The sequence below is a fragment of the Roseobacter sp. EG26 genome (genome assembly GCF_049830555.1).
Taxonomy (GTDB): domain Bacteria; phylum Pseudomonadota; class Alphaproteobacteria; order Rhodobacterales; family Rhodobacteraceae; genus Roseobacter.
In genome coordinates this window covers 217713-242789 of the sequence record NZ_JBNBLH010000002.1, presented here as the reverse complement: position 1 = coordinate 242789, position 25077 = coordinate 217713, and the positions used below count along the sequence as shown (strand labels likewise).

Annotated in this window: 18 protein-coding genes; all 18 read right to left on the bottom strand. The window is 57.7% G+C overall.

The annotated features are described in order from the left end of the window. Position 1: 1 nt before the first annotated feature. On the bottom strand, positions 2 to 1633 hold the full coding sequence (locus ACOTTU_RS06745) for an alpha-D-glucose phosphate-specific phosphoglucomutase (RefSeq protein WP_425656815.1): 1632 nt from the start codon (positions 1631 to 1633) through the stop codon (positions 2 to 4). Then, complete coding sequence (gene malQ / locus ACOTTU_RS06740; protein ID WP_425656814.1) at positions 1630 to 3654, bottom strand: 4-alpha-glucanotransferase; 2025 nt, start codon at positions 3652 to 3654, stop codon at positions 1630 to 1632. The genes ACOTTU_RS06745 and malQ overlap by 4 nt, the downstream gene beginning before the upstream one ends. Beyond that, positions 3654 to 5741: a glycogen debranching protein GlgX gene (gene glgX, locus ACOTTU_RS06735; RefSeq protein ID WP_425656813.1), complete on the bottom strand. Its 2088-nt coding sequence runs from the start codon at positions 5739 to 5741 to the stop codon at positions 3654 to 3656. Before glgX ends, malQ begins: the two co-directional genes overlap by 1 nt. Positions 5742 to 5746: 5 nt before the next feature. Continuing rightward, complete coding sequence (glgA, locus tag ACOTTU_RS06730; RefSeq protein ID WP_425656811.1) at positions 5747 to 7201, bottom strand: glycogen synthase GlgA; 1455 nt, start codon at positions 7199 to 7201, stop codon at positions 5747 to 5749. A gap of 1 nt (position 7202) precedes the next feature. Then, on the bottom strand, positions 7203 to 8462 hold the full coding sequence (gene glgC, locus ACOTTU_RS06725) for a glucose-1-phosphate adenylyltransferase (protein WP_298917389.1): 1260 nt from the start codon (positions 8460 to 8462) through the stop codon (positions 7203 to 7205). Between the two features lie 41 nt (positions 8463 to 8503). Further along, entirely contained in the window at positions 8504 to 10702 is a 2199-nt protein-coding gene (gene glgB / locus ACOTTU_RS06720; protein ID WP_425656810.1) for a 1,4-alpha-glucan branching protein GlgB, read from the bottom strand. A gap of 13 nt (positions 10703 to 10715) precedes the next feature. Then, positions 10716 to 13130, bottom strand: a complete 2415-nt coding sequence (locus ACOTTU_RS06715; RefSeq protein WP_425656809.1) for a glycogen/starch/alpha-glucan phosphorylase — start codon at positions 13128 to 13130, stop codon at positions 10716 to 10718. A gap of 104 nt (positions 13131 to 13234) precedes the next feature. Then, on the bottom strand, positions 13235 to 14161 hold the full coding sequence (locus ACOTTU_RS06710; protein WP_425656807.1) for a carbohydrate kinase family protein: 927 nt from the start codon (positions 14159 to 14161) through the stop codon (positions 13235 to 13237). Between the two features lie 109 nt (positions 14162 to 14270). After that, complete coding sequence (locus ACOTTU_RS06705; protein WP_425656805.1) at positions 14271 to 15791, bottom strand: mannitol dehydrogenase family protein; 1521 nt, start codon at positions 15789 to 15791, stop codon at positions 14271 to 14273. A gap of 1 nt (position 15792) precedes the next feature. Further along, positions 15793 to 16566 (bottom strand): L-iditol 2-dehydrogenase, encoded by a 774-nt coding sequence (locus tag ACOTTU_RS06700; protein WP_425656803.1) that lies wholly within the window; start codon positions 16564 to 16566, stop codon positions 15793 to 15795. Beyond that, positions 16563 to 17561 carry an ABC transporter ATP-binding protein gene (locus ACOTTU_RS06695; protein ID WP_298917373.1) on the bottom strand — a complete coding sequence of 333 codons (999 nt, stop codon included), beginning with the start codon at positions 17559 to 17561 and terminating at the stop codon, positions 16563 to 16565. Before ACOTTU_RS06695 ends, ACOTTU_RS06700 begins: the two co-directional genes overlap by 4 nt. Positions 17562 to 17573: 12 nt before the next feature. Beyond that, positions 17574 to 18404, bottom strand: a complete 831-nt coding sequence (locus ACOTTU_RS06690; RefSeq protein ID WP_425656801.1) for a carbohydrate ABC transporter permease — start codon at positions 18402 to 18404, stop codon at positions 17574 to 17576. 10 nt (positions 18405 to 18414) lie between these two features. After that, positions 18415 to 19281: a carbohydrate ABC transporter permease gene (locus ACOTTU_RS06685; RefSeq protein WP_425656799.1), complete on the bottom strand. Its 867-nt coding sequence runs from the start codon at positions 19279 to 19281 to the stop codon at positions 18415 to 18417. Positions 19282 to 19398: 117 nt separating this feature from the next. Beyond that, positions 19399 to 20703 (bottom strand): ABC transporter substrate-binding protein, encoded by a 1305-nt coding sequence (locus ACOTTU_RS06680; protein WP_425656797.1) that lies wholly within the window; start codon positions 20701 to 20703, stop codon positions 19399 to 19401. Between the two features lie 112 nt (positions 20704 to 20815). After that, positions 20816 to 21766 carry a sugar-binding transcriptional regulator gene (locus tag ACOTTU_RS06675; protein ID WP_298917361.1) on the bottom strand — a complete coding sequence of 317 codons (951 nt, stop codon included), beginning with the start codon at positions 21764 to 21766 and terminating at the stop codon, positions 20816 to 20818. After that, entirely contained in the window at positions 21756 to 22547 is a 792-nt protein-coding gene (locus ACOTTU_RS06670; protein ID WP_425656795.1) for an HAD family hydrolase, read from the bottom strand. The genes ACOTTU_RS06675 and ACOTTU_RS06670 overlap by 11 nt, the downstream gene beginning before the upstream one ends. Before the next feature lie 26 nt (positions 22548 to 22573). After that, positions 22574 to 23215: a bifunctional 4-hydroxy-2-oxoglutarate aldolase/2-dehydro-3-deoxy-phosphogluconate aldolase gene (eda, locus tag ACOTTU_RS06665; RefSeq protein ID WP_425656793.1), complete on the bottom strand. Its 642-nt coding sequence runs from the start codon at positions 23213 to 23215 to the stop codon at positions 22574 to 22576. Beyond that, positions 23212 to 25035 carry a phosphogluconate dehydratase gene (gene edd / locus ACOTTU_RS06660; protein WP_425656792.1) on the bottom strand — a complete coding sequence of 608 codons (1824 nt, stop codon included), beginning with the start codon at positions 25033 to 25035 and terminating at the stop codon, positions 23212 to 23214. The genes eda and edd overlap by 4 nt, the downstream gene beginning before the upstream one ends. Positions 25036 to 25077: the final 42 nt, after the last annotated feature.

The window sequence follows — 25077 nt, the reverse complement described above, 5'->3', positions numbered from 1 at the left end:
GTCAGGTTTTGACATCCGGTTCAGTGCGCCCGATCAATGTTTGCATGTCGGTGATTTCAATCACGGCTTTGCGAATTTTGTCGAGCGCAGCCTCCGGGGTCAAATCGTGAGGCTCTGTGCTGGACGCATATTGCTCCAGGTAGATGCGAAGGGTAGCGCCTTCCGTTCCGGTGCCCGACAAGCGCAGAACCGCACGGCCTCCTCCGTCGAAAACGATGCGCAGCCCCTGATTATGGCTGACCGAGCCATCGACTGGATCGTGGTAGGAAAATTCATCCGCCATCACGATCTTGGTGCCCGCGACTTCGCGCCCGGCAAAATCGCTCAATTTAACCGTCACGCCGTTCATCAAGGCATTGGCAGCCTCTGTCGGAACCGCCTCGTAATCGTGCCGCGAATAGTAGTTCCGCCCATAGGTTGCCCAGTGATCGCTCATGATCTCGGCCACGGATTGCTTGCGCTCGGCCAGAATATTCAGCCACAGCAGAACTGCCCAAAGCCCGTCTTTTTCGCGCACATGGTCGGAGCCTGTCCCGGCGCTTTCCTCACCGCAAAGCGTGACCTTGCCCGCATCGAGAAGGTTACCGAAGAACTTCCACCCAGTGGGGGTTTCATAGCTGGCGATGCCCAAGCGCTCCGCCACCTTGTCGCTGGCACCGCTGGTCGGCATCGACCGGGCAACCCCTGCCAGACCGTCCTTGTAGCCGGGCGCCAAATGCGCGTTGGCCGCCAGAACCGCGAGGCTGTCAGAGGGTGTCACATAAGCACCGCGACCGACAATCATGTTCCGATCACCGTCACCATCAGAAGCGGCCCCGAAATCAGGCGCCTCATCTGACATCATTTCATCCATCAGAACCTTTGCCCAAAACGGATTTGGATCGGGATGACCACCGCCAAAATCCTCGCTGGGGTGGGCATTGATCACGGTCCCCGCCGCGGCACCCAAATCTCCCTCAAGAATGGCCTTGGCATAGGGACCGGTCACCGCGTGCATGGCGTCAAAGCGCATCCGGAACCCACCTTCGAAAAGCGCTTTGATCTTGGCGAAGTCGAACAACCCGGCCATCAGGTCGCGGTAGTCCTGAACCGGGTCAACGACCTCGATCTGCATGTCTCCCAAGGTCAACGTGGCAAGCGTCGCAAGATCAACATCGGGCGTGTCCAAAGTGTGGTATTCATGGATCGATTGGGTCTGCTCAAACATCGATTGCGTGATGTGCTCTGGCGCGGGCCCGCCATTACAGACATTGTATTTGATGCCAAAATCGGCATCGATCCCCCCTGGATTATGGCTCGCGGAAAGCACGAAGCCCCCATCTGTATCCCGTTGACGGATCAGATTGGAAACAGCGGGTGTCGACACCAGACCGTTCTGGCCCACGATCACTTTTTTTGCGCCATTTGCAGCGGCCATTCGAAGCATTGTCTGGATCGCTTCGCGATTGAAGTACCGACCGTCGCCCCCCATCACAAAGGTTTTATCCTTGGCGCCGCCAATGGCATTGAACGTCGCCTGAACAAAGCACTCCAGATAACCGGCTTCCATGAATACCCGGGTTTTCTTGCGCAGGCCGGAGGTGCCAGGTTTCTGACCCTCAAAGGGCCCCTTGGAAATGGTCTGAATGCTCATTCGAACTCCTTTCGACTCTCGCCGCACAGTGTGCCCCGCCCGGCCTTGGTCATCAATTCTGCTGTCTGTGTCAAATTTGGATGATTTGCGATGTCCTCTACGGATACCGTTGTTTTGCGCCGCCAGTTGGGATGTTCATCAATGGTGCCGGGCAGGTTTTGCGCGTCCGGGACGTCCAGAAGATCATCGAGTTGAACGGCCACAAGCGCTGCCGGGCTCTGCGCAAGGTTTTCGTGAACGCATGTTCTGAAATCAGATACATTACAGACGGACGCCTTGGCCGGCGGCAGGCCCAGAAGATCGGATTTTTCCTGCTGACGCCGGTCAGTGGCCTTCGATTTTTCCGTATCATCAATCCACCCAAGCTTGTGCCACCACGCGATGTCCTGCCCTTGCCAGAAACCACTGAGCGTCGGCGTGTCGTGGGTCCCAAAGCAGGCAAGTGACTGTGCACGCAAATCCTTGGGTTTGCGAAACCGGCCTTTGGCCGATTTTTCATATTGCAGTACCGTGTAGCCATAGAGGCCTTTGGCGGCCATCGCATCGCGAAACCCATCCGGCACAAGACCAAGATCTTCGCCAATGACCACGGTTCCCGCGCGCTCTGCCTCAATCGCAATGATCGCCGAGAGGGCTTTGAAAGGCTGACGAATGTATCCGCCCGGACTGCCATCGTCGGGTATCCAGTAGCTGCGGTTCAATCCAAGCGCATGGTCGATCCGCAAGACCCCGCAATGGCGCATTGCCTGCGCCAAAACGTCGCGAAGGGGGGCATATCTGTTTTGTCGGAGCTTCCGGGGCGCGTAAGCCGCCAACTGCCAGTTCTGCCCCGCCGGGCTCAGTTGATCCGGCGGCGCTCCCAATGAAACGCCCTCTGCCAGAGTATTGGGAGCGGCCCATGCCTCCGCACCGTCTCTGCGTGCGCCCACCGCCAGATCGAGATAGAGACCAAGTGCCATACCGCTGTTTTTGGCCCGCACCTGTGCTGCGTCCAATTGTGATGCCGCCAGCCATTGCAGCCACATGTGAAACCGGACCGCCTGTGGGTCAGCTTCGGCTTCGGCAATCTTTCGGCTGTGCAGATGTACGGGCCATTTCCGCCAATCCGACCCGAATTTTTCACTGAGCGCTTCGAATACAGCAAATTCCATCAGGCCGTCACCGCCTGATTGGGAAAAAGCGTCGAAGGCCTGCTGTGATGGCGCTGACATGGGCATCTGAAAATCCGAGAATGCTGCGCGCAACGCCTTTTGATGAGCCTCTCGGTGTGCGGCATAGTCAATCAACTCCCCCGTGAAACCTATCTTGTCACTGGCCGGTCGCAGGTTCGGGATGTGATCGAGAGCGATGTGGGCGGTGTTCAGAAATCCCCTGTGGCACGGGGAATACGGGCTGATGGTCTCGTCGGCGCTCCACCCCAGCGCATGTACCGGATTGATGCCCAGAAAATCCGCGCCTTTCTTTCCAAGCCCTGCCGCGAGGCAGGCCAGGTCTTCAAAATCTCCAAGCCCGTTGTTGCGGTCAGACGACAGGCCATAAAGGGCTGCCACCACGCCCCAGGTCTTTTCCGCCCCCGCCCTGTCGATCACGGATGGTGCGCGGTCGGGCGTTGCGATAACGGCAACCTGCTGCGCGCGCCCGCTGCTTCGAAGCTGCAAATCGTGCACACCGATGGGCAGACCAGGCAGCTCAATTACCTTTGTGGCACCGCCATGCGCTTCCACATCGCCGGTATCTTCACGGATGAGTTGCCAGGAGGCGTCATGCGCGATGCGCACTTTCACCGGTTTACCACAAGGAACCACCACGTCGTCGGCTATGAAAGCTTCCTCTGCTTCGGCCTTTAACGCCGCCAATGTGTCTGCCGCCTGCGCAGGCGTCTCAGCCAGCAGGCCATTCGCCCGCAAAAGCGCGCGTTGCGTATCGGGCGAGATCGGGCAAATCGCCCCTTCAAGGGATTTGAACTGCGGAAAGATACCCGCAAGAGCCGCCAATTCGGACAGGACGCAATCCGCTCCCATCAATCCGAACCCATCAGGACCAGCGCGACGACGGCCGGACCGTCAACCGTAATCGCCCCAGACGGGACAGGCTGTTCCGGGGCAGCTTCATCGCTTGTGTCCAGACCAAAGACCCAATGCCGTCCAGCCGGCGGGTTTGGAATGCAGACATCTGCAGGCTTTCCATCACGATTGAAAATGACAAAAACCGGATCGTCGGCGTCAGCGTGAAGTGCTGCCTCGGCAGAGCAGCGCAACATCATGCACAGGTTCGACAAACCCGGATCCCGCCAGTTGAGCGGATGGCCGTCGAACCCCGTCCATTCCACATCCGGCAACCCATCCGACGGGCGCAATCCGCTATGCAAGAACCGCGACTGTCGTAAGGCGGGATGTTTTTTGCGAAATGCAGAAAGTTTCGTCACGAATGCCGTCATCTCCGGGTCGGCGGCAGCCCAGTCAAGCCAGGCAATTTCGTTGTCCTGACAATAGGCGTTATTGTTGCCGTTCTGCGAGTTGCCCATTTCATCGCCAGCCAACAGCATTGGCGTGCCCTGCGACAGGAAAAGCGTTGCCAGCATATTGCGACGCCGTCTTTTGCGCGAAGCTTCGATTTCCGGATCAGGCGATGGGCCCTCTACGCCGAAATTATCAGAGTGATTGGCATTGTGGCCGTCCTGGTTGTTTTCCTGATTGGCCTCATTGTGGCGCCGCGTGTATTGCGTGATGTCGGCCAGCGTAAACCCGTCATGGGCCGCCAGAAAATTGACCGACGACCAAGCCCGTCGCCCGCCGCAGTCAAATTCACCAGCAGACCCCAGCAATCGAGCACCTAATTCCTGCGCGCTATGGGCATCGCCCTTCCAGAAGCGCCGCACCGTGTCGCGATAGGCGTCATTCCATTCGCCAAATTCCGGGGTGAACTGCCCCAGCCGGTAACCGCCAGGACCGATATCCCACGGCTCTGCAATCAGTTTCACGCCCGCCAGGACAGGATCCTGCCGCAACGCGTCGAAAAAGCCGCCATGCGGGTCAAATCCGTGATCTTCACGTCCCAAAGTCGTGGCCAGATCGAAGCGAAACCCGTCAATCCCCATGCAGTCCACCCAGAAACGCAGCGAATCCATGACCAGACGCAGCACGTGGGGGTTGGAGAGTTTCACAGTATTGCCGGTGCCGGTATCGTTGACGTAGTAACGAGCCTGCCCACTCAGCAGCCGGTAATAAGAGGCATTATCCAGGCCGCGAAAACTCAGCGTTGGCCCGCGATGGTCGCCTTCGGCGGTATGGTTATACACCACATCCAGAATGACCTCGATCCCGGCGTCGTGGAAGCGTTGAACCATCTTGCGGAAGCCCAGCAGACCCTCGGGGCCGAAGTATCGCGGCTCAGGCGCGAAAAACCCGATTGTATTGTAGCCCCAGTAGTTTACAAGGCCCTTTTTAAGTAAAAACCCATCATTGAGAAACGCATGAACGGGCAGCAATTCGATGGCGGTTATGCCCAACCTGTGCAAATGATCGATCACCGCATCGGAGGCCAACCCATCGTAGGTACCGCGCAGCGCCGCCGTTACGTCCGGATGCTGCTGCGTCAGCCCTTTGACGTGGGCCTCATAGATCAGCGTATCTTCCCACTTGAGCGCAAGTTGTTCGGTGATCTTTTTGAAATCCTGCGGGTCAGAAACGACAGATTTCGGGACATATCTGGCCGAGTCCCGTCTGTCGAATGACAGATCGGAAGCGCTGGATGTCACATCATAGCCGAGTGTTGCCGCATGGCTGATCCAGTTGCCCTGCATCTCGCGCGTGTAGGGGTCCAAAAGCAGCTTGTGCGGATTGAAACGGTGCCCCTGCTCCGGCGCATAGGTGCCATGTGCGCGGTAGCCATAAAGCGTGCCAGCCGAAAGCCCCTGCACATGCCCATGCCAGATGTCACCTGTGCGTTCGGGCAGGGTCAGGCGCGCCGTCTCCGTTTTCCCGTCTGACGAAAAGAGACAGAGCTCCATCTTGGTCGCATTGGCAGAAAAAACGGCGAAATTGACGCCACCTTCAGTGAGCTGCGCACCCAACCTGACCGGGCTGCCGGAAGTGATCTGCGGCGCCATCCCTTTCATCCCTGCAATGCGTGCGCGTCCAGAAGATCACTGTAGACGTCATGGTAGGTTTGCGCGGAGACATCCCAGCCCACCGGATGGCGCATGGCACGGCGCATCATCCCGGCCCAGATTTTTGGGTCATCATAGAGATCGCAGGTGCGCAGGATTGCCTGGTCCAGCGCTGTTTTGGTCACGGGCGCGAACTGTACACCTGTGGCGCAATTGGCCGTCAGAGCGGCTTCGTTCGCATCGATCACCGTATCCGCCAGCCCGCCCGTACGGGCAACCACGGGCAGAGTGCCGTAGCGCAACCCGTAAAGCTGCGTGAGTCCACAAGGCTCAAACCTCGATGGGATCAGAATGGCGTCACTGCCCGCCTGCATGAGATGGGACAGCGGTTCATCATACCCGATGATGACGCCGACAGACCCGCCATGGGTATGGGCGGCGGCGACGAAACCGGCTTCCAAATCTTTGTCGCCACTACCCAGAACGGCAAGTTTTCCCCCGCGCGCCACAAGCGTTGGCAGCGCTTCGAGAAGCAGGTCCAGCCCCTTTTGCGTGGTCAGACGGCTGATCACACAGAAAAGCGGGCCACCTGCGTCTTCGTCAAGGCCAAACCGTCGGACAACTTCCGCCCGGTTGGCGGATTTGCCTTTCAGACGACGCACAGAATAGGCAGACACAAGATGCGGGTCGTCTTCGGGGTTCCACATGTCCAGATCGATACCGTTGAGGATACCCGACAGATCGGCACCACGTGCGCGCAACAATCCTTCAAGCCCCATGCCGAATTCCGGCAACATCAGTTCACGTGCATAGGTAGGACTGACGGTGGTGATCTTGTCGCAAAAGGCGATCCCGGCTTTTAGAAATCCCAACCGGCCGAAATATTCCATGCCTTCAGAGGTGTAGAGGTCAGAGGAAAGCCCCAGTGTCGTCATCAAAGACGGATCAAAGAGCCCCTGAAAGGCGATATTGTGAATGGTCAGCACGCAGGGCGGTGTCTTTTCGGGCCGTTGCCGCAGATAGGCTGGCACCAGCCCGGCCTGCCAGTCATGCGCATGCACGATGTCCGGACGCCAGCCATCCACGCCCAGGGCCGCAACCTCTGCGGCCACGTAAGAAAGCGCGCCGAAACGCAGCGCATTGTCCGGCCAGTCCTGACCATCTGCGCCCAGATAAATATTGCCCGACCGCTCAAATAAGTGCGGCGCATCCAGCAGCAACAGGTCGATACCTTCTGACGAGACGGCCACCAGACGCGCGGGCCCTCCGTGCAGATCACCGCTGTTCCAAACCTCTTTGCCGCCCCGCGCCAATGCGCTCAGCGCTGGATAGGCAGGCAGCATGACCCGAGCATCCGCACCCAGTTCTGACAGTGATTTCGGCACGGCACCGATCACATCCGCCAACCCACCCGTCTTGACGAAGGGGGCGCATTCAGAAGCCACAAAGAGTATTTTCACGTCAGAGGTCCAGTTTGTCGATCATGGGTTTGGTGATGAGGCAGACGCCATTTTCGGAGCGCCGGAAACGGCGGGCATCTTCCTCTGGATCCTCGCCCACGACCAACCCTTGCGGGATCGTAACGCCGCGATCAATCACCACATTGGTCAACCGCGCGTTCCTATTGATTTCCACATACGGCAGGGCGACAACACCCGTCAGTTGCGAGAAGGAATGTGTGCGAACACCTGTGAAAAGCAGGCAACGCTCAAGGCTGGAGCCAGAAATGATGCACCCCCCCGACACCATAGAGGAGACCGCGTGACCCCGGCGCCCCTCTTCGTTATGGATGAACTTCGCAGGCGCCGTGAGTTCCGAGTATGTCCAGATCGGCCACTCGTTGTCGTAAAGATCGAGCTCGGGTTTGAAGTCGGTCAGGTCGATGTTGGCCTGCCAGAAAGCATCGACCGTCCCCACATCACGCCAATAGGCTTTCTCTTCAATCCCGGAGCGCACACAGGACCGGCTGAACGGATGCGCGATGGCCTTGCCGTCCCGAACGATCTGCGGGATGACATCCCCGCCAAAATCGTGATTGTATCCTTCGTTTTGCGCGCATTCATCCAACAGCTTGAACAAGTAATCCGTGGCAAACACATAGATACCCATGCTGGCCAGCGCTTGATCCGGATGGCCGGGCATAGCGGGCGGATCGGCGGGCTTTTCAACGAAATCCAGAATGCGGTCTTCGGTGTCGACTTTCATCACGCCAAAGCCGGTGGCCTCCATGCGTGGCACCTCGATACAGCCCACCGTTACATCCGCGCCGCTTTCCACATGGTGGCGGATCATCAGCGAATAATCCTGTTTGTATATGTGATCACCGGCCAGGATCACGATATATTTGGGCCCGTATCCTTCAATGATATCCCTGTTTTGGGCAACCGCATCCGCCGTTCCCTTGTACCAGTTCTCATTGTCTAATTGCTGTGAGGCCGGAAGAATATCGAGCGACTCGTTACGTTCCGCGCGAAAAAAGCTCCACCCGCGTTGCAAATGCCGGATTAGGGAGTGTGCTTTGTATTGCGTCGCAACACCAATGCGCCGGATGCCCGAATTGACCGCGTTGGAGAGGGGAAAGTCGATGATCCTGCTTTTGCCACCAAAATACATCGCCGGTTTCGCGCGTCTATCGGTCAGGTCATAAAGCCTGCTGCCGCGGCCCCCGGCCAATACGAACGCCATGGTTTGCTGTGCCAGCCTCTGCGTTTCTCTGTCCATCGGTCTTCCTCCCTAAATCTTCTTGTTCTCAAATCGGTCCGTCAGTCACGCTCCAACTCGAAAAACAGTGTTGTCAAAGGGGGCAGCGTGATCTCAATCGAATGCGCCCTCCCAGACGCAGCGATGTGTTCGCTGTGAACACCCCCCATGTTTCCCCGGCCATCCCCACCGTAGAATTCAGAATTTGTGTTCAAACGCTCAACCCAGCGTCCTTGTTCCGGGACACCGATGCGACGCTTTGACCGCTCGACGGGGGTGAAGTTCGACACCACCAGCACCGGGTTGGTTCCCTCGACACCACGCCGCACCCAAACGAGGATACTTTCATCGCCATTGTTCTCTTCAACCCACTCAAAACCCTCCGGTTTTGTGTCCCGTTGATAGAGCGCCGGCTGGTCTCGATAAAGCTTGTTGAGATCACGCACCAGCGCCTGCATGCCACTGTGCAGGTCAATGTCGAGCAGGTGCCAGTCAAGGCTGCTGTCATGGTTCCATTCCAGACCTTGCGCGAATTCACAGCCCATAAAGAGCAACTTCTTGCCCGGATGGCCCCACATGAAACCGTAATAGGCCCGCAGATTGGCGAATTTATCCGCGCTCTGCCCGGGCATCTTGTCCAGCATCGAGCCTTTGCCATGCACCACTTCGTCGTGGCTGAGTGGCAGGATAAAATTTTCCGAAAACGCGTAGTGTAAACCGAAGGTCATCTTGGAGTGATGATATTTGCGGTGCACCGGATCCTCGGCCATGTAGCTGAGCGTGTCGTTCATCCAGCCCATGTTCCACTTGAAACCGAACCCAAGCCCGCCCGCATCGGTGGGCGCGCTGACACCGGGGAATGCGGTGGATTCCTCCGCCACCGTCATGATGCCCTCAACCGCGCCATAGGCCGTTGTGTTCATGTTCTGCAAAAAGGCAATGGCTTCCAGGTTCTCACGCCCGCCGTCCTTGTTGGGGATCCACTCCCCGTCCTTGCGGCTGTAGTCGCGATAAAGCATCGAGGCCACCGCATCGACGCGCAGCCCGTCAATGTGATGTTCCTGCAACCAGTAAAGAGCGTTTGCGATCAGATAGTTGGAGACCTCTGCCCGCCTGTAGTTGAACACCATCGTGTTCCAGTCAGGGTGAAATCCCTCCTTCGGGTCGGCATGTTCGTACAGCGCTGTGCCGTCGAATTTGGCCAGACCATGCGCGTCTTCCGGGAAGTGCCCCGGCACCCAGTCCAGCAGGATACCGATATCCGCCTTATGGGCCGCTTCAACGAAAGCGCGGAATTCTTCGGGGGTGCCATGCCGGATCGTGGGTGCAAAAAGCCCGACCGGCTGATACCCCCAGGAGCCGTCAAAAGGAAACTCGGAAATCGGCATCAGTTCGATATGCGTGAACCCCATGTCCTTGGCGTAAGACACAAGCTGTTCGGCATGTTCGGCATAGCTCAGCGGGCGGTTGCCCTCTTCAGGCACCCGACGCCACGACCCCAGATGCACCTCATAGATGGATATCGGTTTGTCAAAACGCTGCGCGGCACCGCGTTTCGACATCCACCCTTTGTCCTGCCATTTGGGGTCTGAGATGTCGCGCACAACCGACCCTGTGCGTGGCGGATGTTCCGCACCAAACCCAACCGGGTCAGCTTTTTGCGGCAAAAGGTGGCGATTGCCGTCCAGCACCTCGAACTTGTAAACGTCCCCTTCACCAATCGCAGGCACGAAGGTCTCCCAGACACCGGTCTGACCGCGTCTGCGCAAAAGATGCCGCCGACCGTCCCAGGTGTTGAAATCACCCACGATTGAGACACGCGCCGCGTTGGGTGCCCAGACCGCGAAATGTGTCCCCTGCACGCCTTCGTGTTTCATGACATGTGCGCCCAGAACATGCCAAAGCTGCTGATGGGTGCCTTCGCCAATCAGATACTCGTCCCAGGCGCCCATGACCGGGCCGAAACGATAAGGATCATCCGCCACCCACTCATGCCCGTCGCGCGAAACACGCAGGTGATAGGCAAAGCGTTTCTTGCGCCGCGCAGCCACCCCTTCAAACAGACCATCCGCGCCAGCAACCGGTTTCAGCGCCGCAATTTTGCGGCCGGTTTTGGGATCAACCGCATCAATGCTCTGCGCGCCGGGTACAAAAGCCCGTACCGTCAGCTTGCCCGCAACCTCATGCAGCCCGAGAACGGAGAACGGATCACCGTGGCAGCCTTCAACGATATCCTTGGCATCTTGTGGGGCGAGTGACACGTCAGTTTCCTTTCTAGGCCACGTCCTGGCGCGACCCGCGCGGCGCGATCAGACTGGGGGCTTTCCAGATGTCGCGGGCATAGCCGCTGATGGTCCGGTCCGAGGAAAACCAGCCCACACGCGCGGTGTTCAGAGCGGCCATCCGCGTCCATGCCGTTTTGTCGGCAAATGCCATGTCCACGGTACGCTGCGCTTCGAAATAGCTGTCAAAATCGCAGGTCACGAGGAAATAATCATGATTTACAAGCCCTTGCACCAATCCTGCGTATCGCCCTTTGTCGGAGGGTGAAAACACACCGGTTTCGATCTGGGTCAGTACACGCGCCAGTCGCGGGCTCGCCTCAACAGCGCGGCGGGCGTATTCAGGCACTGCCCGTCGGGCGGCGACCTCTGCCGCTGTCAAGCCAAAGAGAAAGAAGTTTTCCGCGCCCACACATTCACGAATTTCGACATTCGCGCCATCCAGCGTGCCGATGGTGGGCGCGCCGTTCAGTGCAAATTTCATGTTGCCGGTGCCGGAGGCCTCCTTGCCAGCGGTTGAAATCTGTTCCGACAGATCCGTCGCCGGGATTAGGATTTCCGCCATCGAGACGTTGTAATTCTCCGGATAGACGATCTGCAGGTAGTCTTTGGTGACAGGGTCCGCGTTGATGACCTTTGCCGCATCGTTGATCAGATGAATGATTTCCTTGGCAACCACATAGCCCGGTGCCGCCTTGCCGCCAAAAATCTTGACGCGCGGCGTCCAGTCGGCATTCGGATTGTCGCGCATGTCGTTCCACAGCGCCACGGTTTCCAGCAAGTTCATCAACTGGCGTTTGTATTCGTGAATGCGCTTGATCTGCACATCAAACATCGCCGCTGGGTCCAGATCTACGCCGTCGCGTGCCTTCAACCAGTTGGAAAGGCGGGCTTTATTGGCATCCTTGGCACTCTGGAACCGATCCAGAAAGCCCGCGTCATTGGCATGTGCGTTCAAGCCTTCAAGTTGTTGCAGGTCGTCCGGCCAACCGGTGCCAATGGTCTCGTTGATCAGATTGCGCAGTGGCGGGTTGCAAGTATAAAGCCAGCGCCGCGGTGTAATCCCATTGGTCTGATTGATGATCCGGCCGGGGTAGTCGCCATGAAGATCGGCAAAAACCGTCTGCTTGACCAATTCGGAATGCAGCGCCGAGACCCCATTGACGTGATGAGCCATGATGAAGGCCAGCTCGCCCATTTTGACCTCACCATGCTCGATGATCCGCACATCGCTGCCGGTGGCCGCAAGGTGGGCCGCTTCAATCAGTTGGATGATGCGGTGGTGACGGGGCAAAACCCGGATAAAGAGATCTTCCGGCCAGCGTTCCAGCGCTTCGGGCAAAAGCGTGTGATTGGTATAGGCCAGACAGCCTCGCGCCGTGGTGATCGCCTGCCCCACTTCAAACCCGTGCTCATCCATGAGCAAACGCACCAGTTCCGGTCCCGCAATGGCCGGATGGGTGTCGTTCAATTGGATGGCTACATGTTCGGGAAGCTGACGCAGGTCACCGTCTTCGCTCAGAAAACGGCGTAGCAGATCCTGAATGGAAGCCGAGGTAAAGAAATACTCCTGTTTGAGGCGCAGTTCCTTGCCAATGTTGGTCGTGTCATCCGGGTAAAGCACCCGGCTGATCGTGCGTGCCAAAGCCTCTGGCGCGCTGGCGGCCATGTAATCTCCGCGATTGAAACTCTCCAGATCGAAGGCGGTGGTAGGCTTTGCCGCCCAAAGTCGCAGGGTATTGGCCCATTGTGCCAGCCAGCCAACGACGGGCGTATCATAGGCAGAGGCCATGACAGTCTCTGCCGGGTGCCAGACGGATTTGCCGTCCTCGTCGGCCACATGCCCCCCGAAATCAATCGGATAACTGACTTCCGGACGCTCGAATTCCCAAGCGTGGCGTTGGGCCAGCCAGGTTTCCGCGGTTTCCATCTGAGCGCCATCCTCAAAATGCTGCTCGAAAAGCCCGTGTTCATAGCGGATGCCGTAGCCATAGGCGGGGATGCCCAGCGTTGACAGTGAATCCATGAAACAAGCCGCCAGACGCCCAAGGCCGCCATTTCCCAATGCCGCGTCCGGTTCATTGGCGACAACGGTGCCATAGTCCTGACCCAAGGCTGCCAGAGCCTCTTCGGCGACCTTTTCCATGCCCAGATTGACCGCGACATCCTCGATCAGACGCCCGATCAGGAATTCCATCGACAGGTAATAAACCCGTTTGCCGCGTGCCTCATAAGTTTTGCGCGTGCTTTCAAACCACGGATCAACCACAAGATCGCGCAGCGCCAGCGACAAGGACATGCGCCAGTCATACAAGGACGCGTGGCTTTCGTCCTTGCCCAAAGAATGTTTGAGGTGGCGTAGAATTTCAGCGCGAAATTCTTGCGAGGAAACAGAAAGGTTACTCATAGCAGACAATCGTTCTCTTTACTTGTTGCGGACCGGCAAAGCCCATTTTGAAGGATGCATTACAGCGGCACTAACCGTTTTTGAGCCAAAGATACACCGCATCCTCAAAGTTCATGCGACCATGGAGGGTTGGCCCCTGCACGCGCGACCGTTACCGCCGCGACTTTTGCGCCAAAACTCAAGGCACTATGCATTTCAGGTGCGCCAATCCGGGATAATTCGGACTTTTTCAGTAGCCCGTTATCGGCCAGATTTGCCAGCACACCGGCATTAAAGGTATCCCCTGCCCCCACGGTATCGACAATTTCGACAGGTTGCGCCGCCACATCAATCTGCCGACCATCCGCGAACAGCGCGGTGGCACCATCCCCGCCCTTGGTGATAATGACCGCGCGCACACCTTTGCTGCAAATCCCGGCGGCTTTTTCCGTCATGCTCTGGCTTCCCGGGACAATCCAATCGAGGTCCTCATCGGATACCTTGACGATATCGGCGACAGCAATCATCTGATCCAATCTTGCCCGATACCGCGCTTCGTCGTTGATAAACGCGGCTCTGATGTTTGGATCAATCATGATCAGACGGCGCCCCGCTTCACGCCGCGCAAGAGCCGCATAAAAATCTGCGCAAGGTTCGCTGATCAGGCTGATGCCCCCGAAGTAAAGGGCCGAAACCGTGTCTGGCAGATCCGGCAATTGATCAGGCGTCAAACTGCGACCGGCAGTATTTTCATCATAAAAGGTGTAGGTGGCGTGACCGTCCTGCAACTGAACAAATGCAAGCGTCGTCGGCAAATCCGACTTTACCACCAGACTGCAGTCAACTTTGCTGTCAACGAGGGATTGCGACAGTTGTACACCAAATAGATCACGCGACAGCCCGGTTACAAATCCGGTCTTCGCGCCCAGACGTCCCAGCGCGATTGCCGTATTGAACACAGCCCCCCCTGAATGCGGCACAAAACTGTTATGACCTTCCCCGGAGAGGCTCGGGATCATATCAATCAAGGCCTCGCCACAACACAGTATCATTTACTGTCTCCTGTCTTTCTTGCTGCGCCTATCGTAAGCTCACGGCTCGCCCGTTACCGCTAACATAGCCATTGAGTCAATGGCTATGTCGATCTGCGACGATCAGGGCCTAACTGCTCAGGCGCGACGGCAATGTTGCAACGGCGGAGAATGTGTCTCCGTTCAGATACATACGCAACGTGTCTTCGGTTCCGTTCGTCTGGAGAGATTTCAGGCAAGAGGCAAACAATTCGGCGAAATCGGCGTTTGCCCCCACGTCCCCATAGATTTCGCTTTGTTGCAACCAAAGATGAGGGTCGGTCTGTGCGGCAACCGCCACACTATGCAGATTGTCCCAGCTCGGGTCATTTGGTGGAATTTCCTGACCGGCGTCCGTGCGACCGGCGCAGTAACGGCACCAAAGGGCAGCACTTAACGCCAACCCGATGGGCATGTGCCCCTGCGCCAGATCATCGCGGATGGAAGGAATGGTGAACTTGGGTTGCCGGTTTGATCCATCCAGACACAAGCGTGAGATCTGATCTGCGACACCAGTGTTTTCCACGCGCTTGCAGATGAGGTCAAGGTATTCATGTGCGGTAAATCCGGGCACATCCGCCACGAGATGCAAGACATCCTCTGTCAGCACTTTGCGTAGAAAGGCCCGTATGGTGGTGTTTCTCAATGCATCATGGGCAAATTCCACACCCATCAGAGCCGCCGGATAGGCCAGAATTGCATGCCCCCCGTTCAAAATGCGTATCTTCATCTTCTCGAAATCGTGGATGTCTTTGGTGAAGGTCACGCCAACAGCTTCCAGCTCCGGGCGGCCATTTACAAAATCATCTTCCAGAACCCATTGCCGAAAGGGCTCACAAAAAACGGGGAAGTTATCGGTGATCCCGAAGTTCTCAGCCAAGGATGCCCGCTCCCTGTCACCCGTGGCAGGTGTAATCCGGTCAACCATCGCGTTGGGGAAACTCACATGATCGGAGATCCATGCCGCCAAGTCACCATCCATCGCCCTCGCCATGCCCATGACAGCGGCGCGGGCGGCATCGCCATTCCCGGGCAGATTGTCACATGACATCACGGTAAACGGCGCGTCACCGGCAGATTTCCGGGCTGCCAGAGCGGTAACAAGAGCGCCGAAGACGGTATTCGCCGATCCCGGCGCGGCAATGTCTGCCGCGACAAGCGGGTGGGTAAGGTCGAATTCCCCGGTTGCGCTGTCAACGAAATACCCCCCTTCGGTGACAGTCAGAGAGACAATGCGGGTTGCGGGATCTGCCATCTGGCGCAATAGCGGCAAATTGGCTGTGGGTTCCACCTCCACAAAATCGATCATGCTGCCCACAATCTGCGCCTGAAGATCTTCGCCCTCAACTTCGACGACAGTGTAAAGCCAGTCCTGCTCTGCAAGATCGGCGCGCATGCGGGCATCCGGAGCACGTACGCCCGCGCCGCATATGCCCCAGCTGGGGTCGGCACCGGTGTTGTGCAGGGCATCCAGATAGAACGCCTGATGCGCACGGTGGAAGTTGCCAACACCGATATGGAGGATGCCGGGCTTCAGAAGCGATCGGTCGTATCGGGGCACCGCAACAGTCGGGCCCAGAGAGGTCAGCGCGTTTTCGTTCAGCTTGATCATGTCAGCTCATCCAGTTCCCGCCATCTACGTTGTAGGTTTGTGCAACGATGTATTCGGCCTCATCTGAGGCCAGAAAAACCGCCATACCCGTCAGATCGTCGGCCTTTCCCATGCGTCCGAAAGGGACATCCCCCGCCACCAGGCGTTTCTTTTGCCCCGGTTGCAGATTTTCATAAGCCGCAAACTTCGCATCGACTTCATCCCAATGGGCACCATCAACCACGCCCGGTGAAATCGCATTCACGTTGATGCCGTGTTTGATCAGGTTCAATCCGGCCGACTGCGTCAGGCTGATGACCGCCGCTTTGCTGGCGCAATAGACAGCCACAAGAGGTTCACCACGTCGGCCCGCCTGACTGGCCATGTTGATGATCTTGCCGCCTTTGCCTTGGTCGATCATCCGATGAGCGACCGCCTGCATCATGAAAAGACAACCAGAGACGTTGATGCCAAAAAGGCGATCGTAGCTGTCACGGCTGATGTCGACGATGGGTGCCAGATCGAACACCGCCGCATTGTTTATCAGGATGTCGATACGGCCAAAGTGATCTATCACCGCCTGGACACAGGCATCGATTGACGTCTGATCCGTTACATCGACGTGGCAGGCAAAGGCGTCATTGCCCAAGCCATCCGCGTTCGTTTGAGCCGACAGAAGGTCGATATCCGCCACTGCCACTTTCGCGCCTTCGAGGGTATAGGCACGGGCAAAAGCCGCCCCTATCCCCCGACCAGCGCCTGTGATCAGTGCAACCTTGTCGGCAAGGCGTTTCAAATTGACAGGCCCTGCGCGTCAAACTTGTGCACACGGTCTTCCTGCGGATTGAGGAAGATTTTCTCGCCGTATTCCACTTTCAGGTCGCCGCTCGCGCGCACGTTGATCATGCTGCCGTCGTCTAGCTTGACATGCAGAAACGTGTCAGAGCCCAGATGTTCGGACACGCCGACGGTCCCGCTCCATTCGCCACTCTCGGCCGAAACATCAAGATGTTCGGGCCGGATGCCGATGCTGTCCGCATTGCGTTTTTGCGCCGATGCACCGCTGACGAAATTCATCTTCGGGCTGCCAATGAAACCCGCGACGAACTTGTTGACGGGTCGCTCATAAAGCTCCAGCGGGCTGCCCACCTGTTCGATGTAGCCATCATGCAGCACCACGATCTTGTCGGCCATTGTCATGGCTTCAACCTGGTCGTGGGTCACGTAGATCATGGTCGTCGTCAGGGTCTTGTGAAGGTCACAGATTTCCAGCCGCATGTTAACCCGCAACGCCGCATCAAGGTTCGACAGCGGTTCGTCAAAGAGGAATGCCGAAGGTTCACGCACAATCGCACGGCCAATGGCTACCCGCTGTCTCTGCCCGCCCGACAACTGACCCGGACGCCGGTCGAGATAATCCGTCAGGTTGAGGACCTTGGCCGCGGCATTGATGCGCTTGTCGGCTTCTGCCTGATCCATCCCGGCCATTTTCAGCGGGAAGTTGATGTTCTTGCGTACCGACATATGCGGGTATAGCGCATAGGATTGAAACACCATCGCCAACCCGCGTTTGGCAGGCGTGGCATTGGTGGCATCCGTCCCGTCGATTTCAATTGCACCGGAGGTGAGGTCTTCCAGCCCAGCGATCAGCCGCAGCAATGTGGATTTACCGCAGCCCGAGGGGCCGACAAAAACCACGAACTCACCATCGTTTATTTCAAGATCCAGCGGCGGAATGACTTCCACATCACCGAAGCTTTTGGAGACTTTGCTAAGTTTAATGCTTCCCATGATCTTGTTCCTTTACTTCACCGCGCCGAACGTCAGGCCGCGGACGAGTTGTTTCTGGCTGAACCAGCCCATGATGAGGATAGGTGCGATGGCCATTGTCGAGGCCGCCGAGAGTTTCGCGTAAAACAGGCCCTCCGGGCTGGAATAGCTCGCTATGAAGGCTGTCAGCGGAGCTGCTTTTGCGGCCGTCAGGTTGAGCGTCCAGAAGGCTTCGTTCCAGGCAAGGATGAAGTTCAGCAGCAATGTGGAGGCAATGCCCGGGATCGCCATCGGCGTCAGAACATAGATGATCTCTTTGGACAGAGACGCGCCATCCATCCGGGCCGCTTCGAGGATTTCCCCGGGGATTTCCTTGAAATAGGTGTAAAGCATCCAGACGATGATCGGCAGGTTGATCAACATCAACACGATTGTCAGGCCGAAGCGGGTATCCAGAAGACCCAGTTTGATGAAGAGCAGGTAGATCGGATAGAGCACCCCAACCGCCGGGAGCATCTTGGTGGAGAGCATCCAGAGCAGGATGTCTTTGGTCCGCTTGGAAGGCACGAAGGCCATCGACCAGGCCGCCGGGACAGCGATGATCAGACCGAGCACCGTTGAGCCACCCGCGATGAAGACCGAATTCCACAAGAAACGCATATAGTTGGAGCGCTCCTGCACCACGGCGTAATTCTCAAGCGTCCAGTCAAAGAACAGGAAGACCGGTGGGTTGCTGATCGCCTGTGCTTCGGTTTTGAAGCTGGTCAGGATTGTCCACAGGATCGGAAAGAAGATCAGCAGACCGATGGACCAGGCGATTGCAGTGTTCAGAGCTTTGCGATTGTTTGTAACAGCACGTGCCATGATTTGCTCCTCACGCGTCCAGGTTTTTGCCGACGATGCGCATCAGGAAGATGGCAACGATATTGGCAAGAATGATGGCGTAGACACCGCCCGCAGACCCTAACCCGACATTCTGGCTTTCCAACACGCGCTGGAAGATCAGATAGGAGAGTGTCTTGGTGCCGAATGCACCGCCGGTGGTGACAAAGATTTCCGCGAAGATCGACAGAAGGAAGATCGTCTGGATCAGCACGACAATGGTGATCGCGCGCGCCAGATGCGGCAGGATGAGATACCAGAACCGGCTCAGGAACGATGCGCCGTCCATTTCGGCGGCTTCCAGCTGCTCACTGTCGAGGGACTGAACGGCCGTCAACAGGATCAGGGTGGCGAAAGGCAACCACTGCCAACTGACAATCATGATGATGGATTGCATCGACGCCTGGCTCAGCCATTCGACCGGAGCGGCCCCGAAGAATTTCCAGACATAGGCAAAGAGCCCGTTCACCGGATCCATGAACATGTTTTTCCAGACCAGCGCCGAAACGGTTGGCATGACGAAGAAAGGCGCAATCACAAGGATTCGGACGACGCCCTGACCCCACATGGGCTGGTCAAGCAACAAGGCCAGAATGATCCCAAGGACAACCGTGATGATGAGCACGCCGCCCACGATCACCAGAGTAGCCTGCACACTTGGCCAGAAAGAACTGGACCCAATGAACCGTGTGTAGTTATCGAAACCAGCCCAGCCCAAATCGCCACCGCGCAGGGGCAAATATTTACGGAACGAGAACCAAAGCGTCATCGTCAGTGGCACAAGCATCCAGCCCAAGAGAAGGATCACCGCCGGTGCCATCATCAATCTGGCTGCTGATCGGGATTGTTGGGTCGCCATAACACATCTCCTCTGTTGACGGCCGCGATGGTCGCCTGGAAACAATCAGTCGAAGGGAACGGGTGGTAAGCGTCCAGAGGGCGGCGCACCGCCCTCCGAATTCGTTAGAAGCGGGCCTTACCGGTAGCCTGCAGCTTCCATAGCGTCGTTGGTCAGAGCCTGCGCTTTTTCCAGCGCTTCCTCTACAGACTGCTGGCCTGCATAGACAGCGGAGAACTCCTGGCTGACTTCAGTTGCAATGCCGGCGAACTCGGGAATTGCGACAAACTGGACACCGACGTATGGCACTGGTTTGACAGTAGGTTCATTCGGGTTCGCTGCATTGATGGAATCCAGAGTCATCTGCGCGAAGGGCACTTTCTGGTATTCCGGGTTGTCATACAGGGATTGCCGGGCACCCGGAGGCACATTGGCCCAACCTTCGTTTGCAGCGACCAGCTCAATGTAGCCAGTGGACGTTGCCCATTCGATGAATTCCCTCGCGGCATCAGCTTTCTGCGTGCCGGCAGGAATGGCCAGAGCCCATGCCCACAGCCAGTTCGAACGTTTGCCCAGTCCGGTATCGGGTGCGAGAGCAAAGCCCACTTTGTCGGCCACGGTCGAATCGTCGGGGTTTGTCACGAAGGACGCAGCCACGGTTGCGTCGATCCACATGCCGCATTTGCCTTGCTGGAAGAGCGACAGGTTTTCATTGAAACCGTTGGTCGCATATCCGGGAGGGCCGGATTCTTCCATCATGCCCACGAAGAACTTCAGCGCATTGGCCCATTCCGGCTGATCGAACTGCGCGTTCCAGTCTTCGTCGAACCAACGTGCACCAAAGGAGTTTGCTGTCACGGTGATGAAGGCACCGCCTTCGCCCCAACCGGCCTTACCACGCAGGCAGATGCCGTTGATCTCGTTGTCACGGTCCGTCATCGCAGCCGCAGCTTCGCGGATGAAGTCCCATGTTGGCGCTTTTGGCATTTCCATACCGGCCGCTTCCATCAGGTCGGTGCGATACATGACCATGGATGATTCGCCGTAGAACGGTGCCGCGTAAAGCGTACCATCGTGAGACAGGCCACCGCGCATGGCGGGCAGAATGTCATCAACGTTGTATTCTGCGGAAAGGCCATCCAGTGGCACCAGCCAGCCGTTCGCACCCCAGATCGGTGTCTCATACATCCCGATCGTCATGATGTCGAAGGCGCCGCCTTTGGTTGAAATATCGGTTGTTACCCGTTGACGTAGAACGTTTTCTTCGAGTGTCACCCATTCGACCGTGTGGCCGGTCTTTTCGGTGAAATCATCCGTGTACCCTTGCATCCGGATCATGTCGCCGTTGTTAACTGTGGCGATTGTGAGCGTCTCTGCGGCGGCCGCAGTGGACAGCGCTGCGACAGCGCAAGCGCCCATAAGGCGACTTACTGTGTAGATCATTAGTTCCTCCCAAAACGTCAAATGAGCTTTTGCTCAATGTAGTGACAATTATTCATATTTATGTGCGCAAAAGTCAACCAAATTCTTCACGCGACACCTATTTTCGGTTGAATTATGCCAGTAGATAGCGCGCGCAGGTTTCGTCGGTAATCAGACCGGAAATAAGCTGCCCCTTCAGCGCAGCACCAAGCGCTTTGAATTTGCTCTCTCCGGCGGCGATGCACACCACCGGTGTTCCGGCCGTCCCCGCCCTCACGCCGTTGATCAGCGCATTTGAGCCGCCCTGCAAATACTTGCCGTCGCCATCAAAGGCCCATCCAACGATTTCACCAACAGCACCGCGTGCCAGCAGCGCGTCTATTCCAGGTTTGTCGACAAAACCATCAATGATCATCGGCGCTGTTTCCGACACATCGCCGATGCCCACAAAGGCGATGTCGCATTCCCGTGCCAATTTCAATGCCGTCTGTACGTGGCGCAATCCCAGATGGAAATCGCGGTCCGCCTCGTCTCGCGCGTGCAATGGCAAGGCAAGCGGGAAATGGCGTGCGCCCACCCGATCAGCCAAGCGCATGATGACCTGGTAGACGGTGGCGGAGCCATCCTGCGCGGCATTTCCAATCAACGAAACGAGCTTGTGTTTTGGGAAGTCAAGCACGGGCATTTCGTCAACCACCTGGCGCAAGGTGCGCCCGGTCCCAAGCGAAACGACGAGTTCATCGCTGTTGCTCAGAACCCGTTCTATCTCCTTGGCGGCAATCGGTGCCACGGATTTCACTGGGTCCATTCCTTCCGGCAAAGAAGGGGCGACCCGCGCGAGTGTCAGCCCGAAACGCGATTTGAGCGCGCGTTCCAGTTCCAGACAGGCGGAAATCGGGTGATTGAGGCGCACGCCAATCAGCCCGTCGGCCACGGCCCGCGCCACCAGACGCTGGGCGCGCTGACGCGAAATGCCCAACTCGCGCGCAATATGATCCTGCGTCATGCCCCCCAGATAATACATCCAGCCGGCACGCGCCGCGAGATCAATCGCCAGTTCATCTGAACCTGATTTAGCAGCCATGGTTTTCTCCGTCCGGCCCGCGCCTCATGCTCGGCACATGCTCGAACAAAGCTTCGAAGTGATCTATCGTGAGGTGCGGCCCTTGCGGAAATCCCGCCACCTCGATCTCAGTAACGTCCATTTTGCGCATATGAGAGCCGCCTGTAAACCACGCGGCTTGCATGCCCGCCGACAAAGCAGCCTGCAAACCAACACCACTATCTTCGATCACCAGGCATTTGCCCGGTTGAACATTCAGGGTTTTGGCCACGTGAAGGAAGATATCCGGCGCAGGCTTGCCATTCGCCACTTGAGACGCCGTGAAAATGCGCCCTTCAAATCGATGCAACACACCGGTCAGGTCCAATGACCGGGTGACCCTGAGCGGACTGCTCGACGTTGCAACGCAATAGGGAATTGCGAGCGCGTCGAGCAGGTCTTCAATACCATCCACAAGCTGTAGTTCGGTTTCAAAAGCTTCGAACAGGCGCTGGCGGTAGTCCGCTTCAAAATCATTTGGCAAACGAACCTGAAAAAGATCATAAACACAGCCTGCAACTGTCGGGAAAGACCGGCCTAAAAAGTGCTGGCGCACAAATTCCATATCAATCCGGATATCCCATTGCGACAGCAGACCAATCAGCGTACGCGCGCTGATGACTTCGCTGTCAATGACGACGCCGTCACAATCCAGGACCAGCAGGTCAGGTCTTTCCAGTGTGATCTTGCCGATGTCGTCCTGCACGTAGCCAGCCTCCGCCGTTTTGCGGACCTTCGCCAGATACGTTCTGGATTTCAACACCAAAGACAATTTGCCCGAAGGCCGCCCTACCTCTCCAGAACGCTCGCCGCCCGCGCCAGTTTTTCGATGCCAGACCAATCACCCGAAGCGACCATGGCCGAAGGTGCCACCCAGCTGCCGCCCGCACAAATCACGTTTGGCAAGGACAGGTAGCTCGCCGCGTTTTGCGGGCTCACTCCCCCTGTCGGGCAGAACGAAATCTGTGGCAAGGGTCCGCCAATCGCCTTAAGCGCTGGAGCGCCGCCCGATGCCTCTGCGGGGAAAAATTTCAAAATGTCGTAGCCGCGTTCATAAAGCCGCATCGCTTCAGATGCCGTGGCAGCGCCCGCCAGCAAAGGCAACTCCTCTGCCTCACATGCGTCAATCAAAGCATCCGTGGCACCGGGTGAGACGCCAAATGTCGCGCCAGCCGCCTTGGCGTTTTTCACATCCTGTACCGTGACAAGCGTGCCTGCACCAACGACGCCACCTGTCACCTTGGCCATTTCCGCGATGACGTCCAGCGCGACCGGCGTGCGCAACGTTACCTCAAGCGCGGGCAACCCGCCTGCCACCAGCGCTTCGGCCAGAGGTCGGGCATGGGTGACATCATTGACGACCAGCACCGGAACGATCGGGGCAAGCCCGCATATCTCTCTGGCACGCCTGCTGGCATCCTGCGGTGTCATTGGAATATTCCTTCCTGGAAAAATACGGTAGCACCTGTGTCTGCTGTGCTGACAGTCCGTCTGAATTGCGCAAAAAGCTCCCGCCCCAGCCCGAATTCATTTGCGCCAAGGTTGGCGCGCACCGGTTCGCGATCAAGCACACCCGGTGTGATAATTTCCAGATCTCCGGTCACCGCATCGACACGCAGAATATCGCCATCCTGCAATTTCGAAATCGCGCCACCGTCGAGAGCTTCCGGGCTGACATGAATCGCCGCGGGAACAGAACCGGAAGCGCCGGACATTCTGCCGTCGGTGACCAGAGCGACATTGATGCCGCGCGCTTGAAGGTTCTTCAGAAGCGGGGTGAGGCTGTGCAGTTCCGGCATGCCGTTGGCTTTCGGGCCCTGAAACCGGACCACGACAACCGTGTCTTCGTTGATTTCGCGCGCCTTGCAGGCGGCTTTGACTTCTTCCTGATCATGGAAAACACGCACCGGCGCCTCGACAATCTGGTGTTCGGGCTTCACCGCCGACACCTTCATCACCGCATTGCCCAAAGACCCGCTGAGCCGCTTGAGCCCACCGGTTGCCTGAAACGGATCCGTTGCCGGGCGCACGATCTTGAGGTTCAAACTTTCTTGCGTACCCGGCTCCCAAACCACTGCGCCATCTTTCAGCTTGGGTTCCTGTGTGTAGACCTCCAGACCGCCGCCGCCGACGGTTTTGGTATCGGGATGCAAAAGACCCGCCCCAAGCAATTGCCCGATCAGATAACCCAGGCCGCCCGCTGCGTGGAAGTGGTTCACATCAGCCAGACCGTTTGGATAAATGCGCGCAAGCAGTGGCGTCACCTCGGAGATGTCCGAGAAATCCTGCCAGTCCAGAATGATGCCGCCGGCGCGCGCCATCGCCACCAGATGGATCAGCAAATTGGTGGACCCGCCCGTGGCGTTCAGCCCCACAATCCCATTCACAAAAGCCTTTTCGTCCAGCACATCGCAGACCGGCAGATAGGTGTCGCCAAGGTCGGAATAAGACAAGGCGCGCAAGGCACCGGCCTTGGTCAGCGCATCGCGCAATTCAGTGTTGGGGGTCACGAAACTGGCGCCTGGCAGATGCAGCCCCATGAATTCCATCAGCATCTGATTGGTATTTGCCGTGCCGTAAAACGTGCAGGTGCCGGGCCCGTGGTAGGCGGCCATTTCGGCCTGCATCAAGGCGTCGCGCCCAACCTCTCCGGCGGCGAATTTCTGGCGCACAAGCGACTTTTCATCGTTGGAAAGGCCCGACGTCATCGGCCCCGCAGGCAGAAAAACGGTTGGGATATGCCCGAAGGTCTGCGCCGCAATGACCAATCCGGGCACAATCTTGTCGCACACGCCCAGATAGACCGCGGCATCGAAGGTATTGTGGCTCATAGCGATGCCCGTGGCCATGGCGATGAGATCACGGGAGAAAAGGCTGAGTTCCATGCCCGGCTCGCCTTGCGTGACGCCGTCACACATTGCCGGAACACCACCCGCCACCTGGGCTGTGGCACCGGCCTCCCGCGCCGCTGTGCGGATCAATTCCGGGTAGCGCTCAAACGGCTGATGGGCCGATAGCATGTCGTTGTATGTCGTCACGATCCCGAGATTGCCCGCGCTCTCGTTGACCATGGCGGATTGATCCGGTCCAGCGCCAGCGTAAGCATGCGCCTGCCCGCTACAGCTCAGATGAGCCCGCGCCGGCCCTTTTGACCGCGCCGCCGCCATGCGACCGAGGTAGTCGTTCCTCGGCCCTTCGCTGCGCTTGATAATGCGATCAGTGACGCGGGCAATGGTGTCATTCAAAGTCATCTTGGTTCCTTCCGAGCCTGAAAGCTCAGTTGCTGGTGCCAG

Bases quoted from the DNA above. Each gene is read 5' to 3' on its own strand.
- eda (WP_425656793.1), bottom strand. From the start codon at position 23,215: ATGACACCGCAGGATGCCAGCAGGCGTGCCAGAGAGATATGCGGGCTT.
- glgC (WP_298917389.1), bottom strand. From the start codon at position 8,462: ATGGACAGAGAAACGCAGAGGCTGGCACAGCAAACCATGGCGTTCGTA.
- edd (WP_425656792.1), bottom strand. From the start codon at position 25,035: ATGACTTTGAATGACACCATTGCCCGCGTCACTGATCGCATTATCAAG.
- ACOTTU_RS06705 (WP_425656805.1), bottom strand. From the start codon at position 15,791: ATGATCAAGCTGAACGAAAACGCGCTGACCTCTCTGGGCCCGACTGTT.
- ACOTTU_RS06745 (WP_425656815.1), bottom strand. From the start codon at position 1,633: ATGAGCATTCAGACCATTTCCAAGGGGCCCTTTGAGGGTCAGAAACCT.
- glgX (WP_425656813.1), bottom strand. From the start codon at position 5,741: ATGGCGCCGCAGATCACTTCCGGCAGCCCGGTCAGGTTGGGTGCGCAG.
- ACOTTU_RS06710 (WP_425656807.1), bottom strand. From the start codon at position 14,161: ATGATACTGTGTTGTGGCGAGGCCTTGATTGATATGATCCCGAGCCTC.
- ACOTTU_RS06715 (WP_425656809.1), bottom strand. From the start codon at position 13,130: ATGAGTAACCTTTCTGTTTCCTCGCAAGAATTTCGCGCTGAAATTCTA.
- malQ (WP_425656814.1), bottom strand. From the start codon at position 3,654: ATGGGAGCGGATTGCGTCCTGTCCGAATTGGCGGCTCTTGCGGGTATC.
- ACOTTU_RS06685 (WP_425656799.1), bottom strand. From the start codon at position 19,281: ATGGCGACCCAACAATCCCGATCAGCAGCCAGATTGATGATGGCACCG.
- ACOTTU_RS06675 (WP_298917361.1), bottom strand. From the start codon at position 21,766: ATGGCTGCTAAATCAGGTTCAGATGAACTGGCGATTGATCTCGCGGCG.
- ACOTTU_RS06690 (WP_425656801.1), bottom strand. From the start codon at position 18,404: ATGGCACGTGCTGTTACAAACAATCGCAAAGCTCTGAACACTGCAATC.
- ACOTTU_RS06695 (WP_298917373.1), bottom strand. From the start codon at position 17,561: ATGGGAAGCATTAAACTTAGCAAAGTCTCCAAAAGCTTCGGTGATGTG.
- ACOTTU_RS06680 (WP_425656797.1), bottom strand. From the start codon at position 20,703: ATGATCTACACAGTAAGTCGCCTTATGGGCGCTTGCGCTGTCGCAGCG.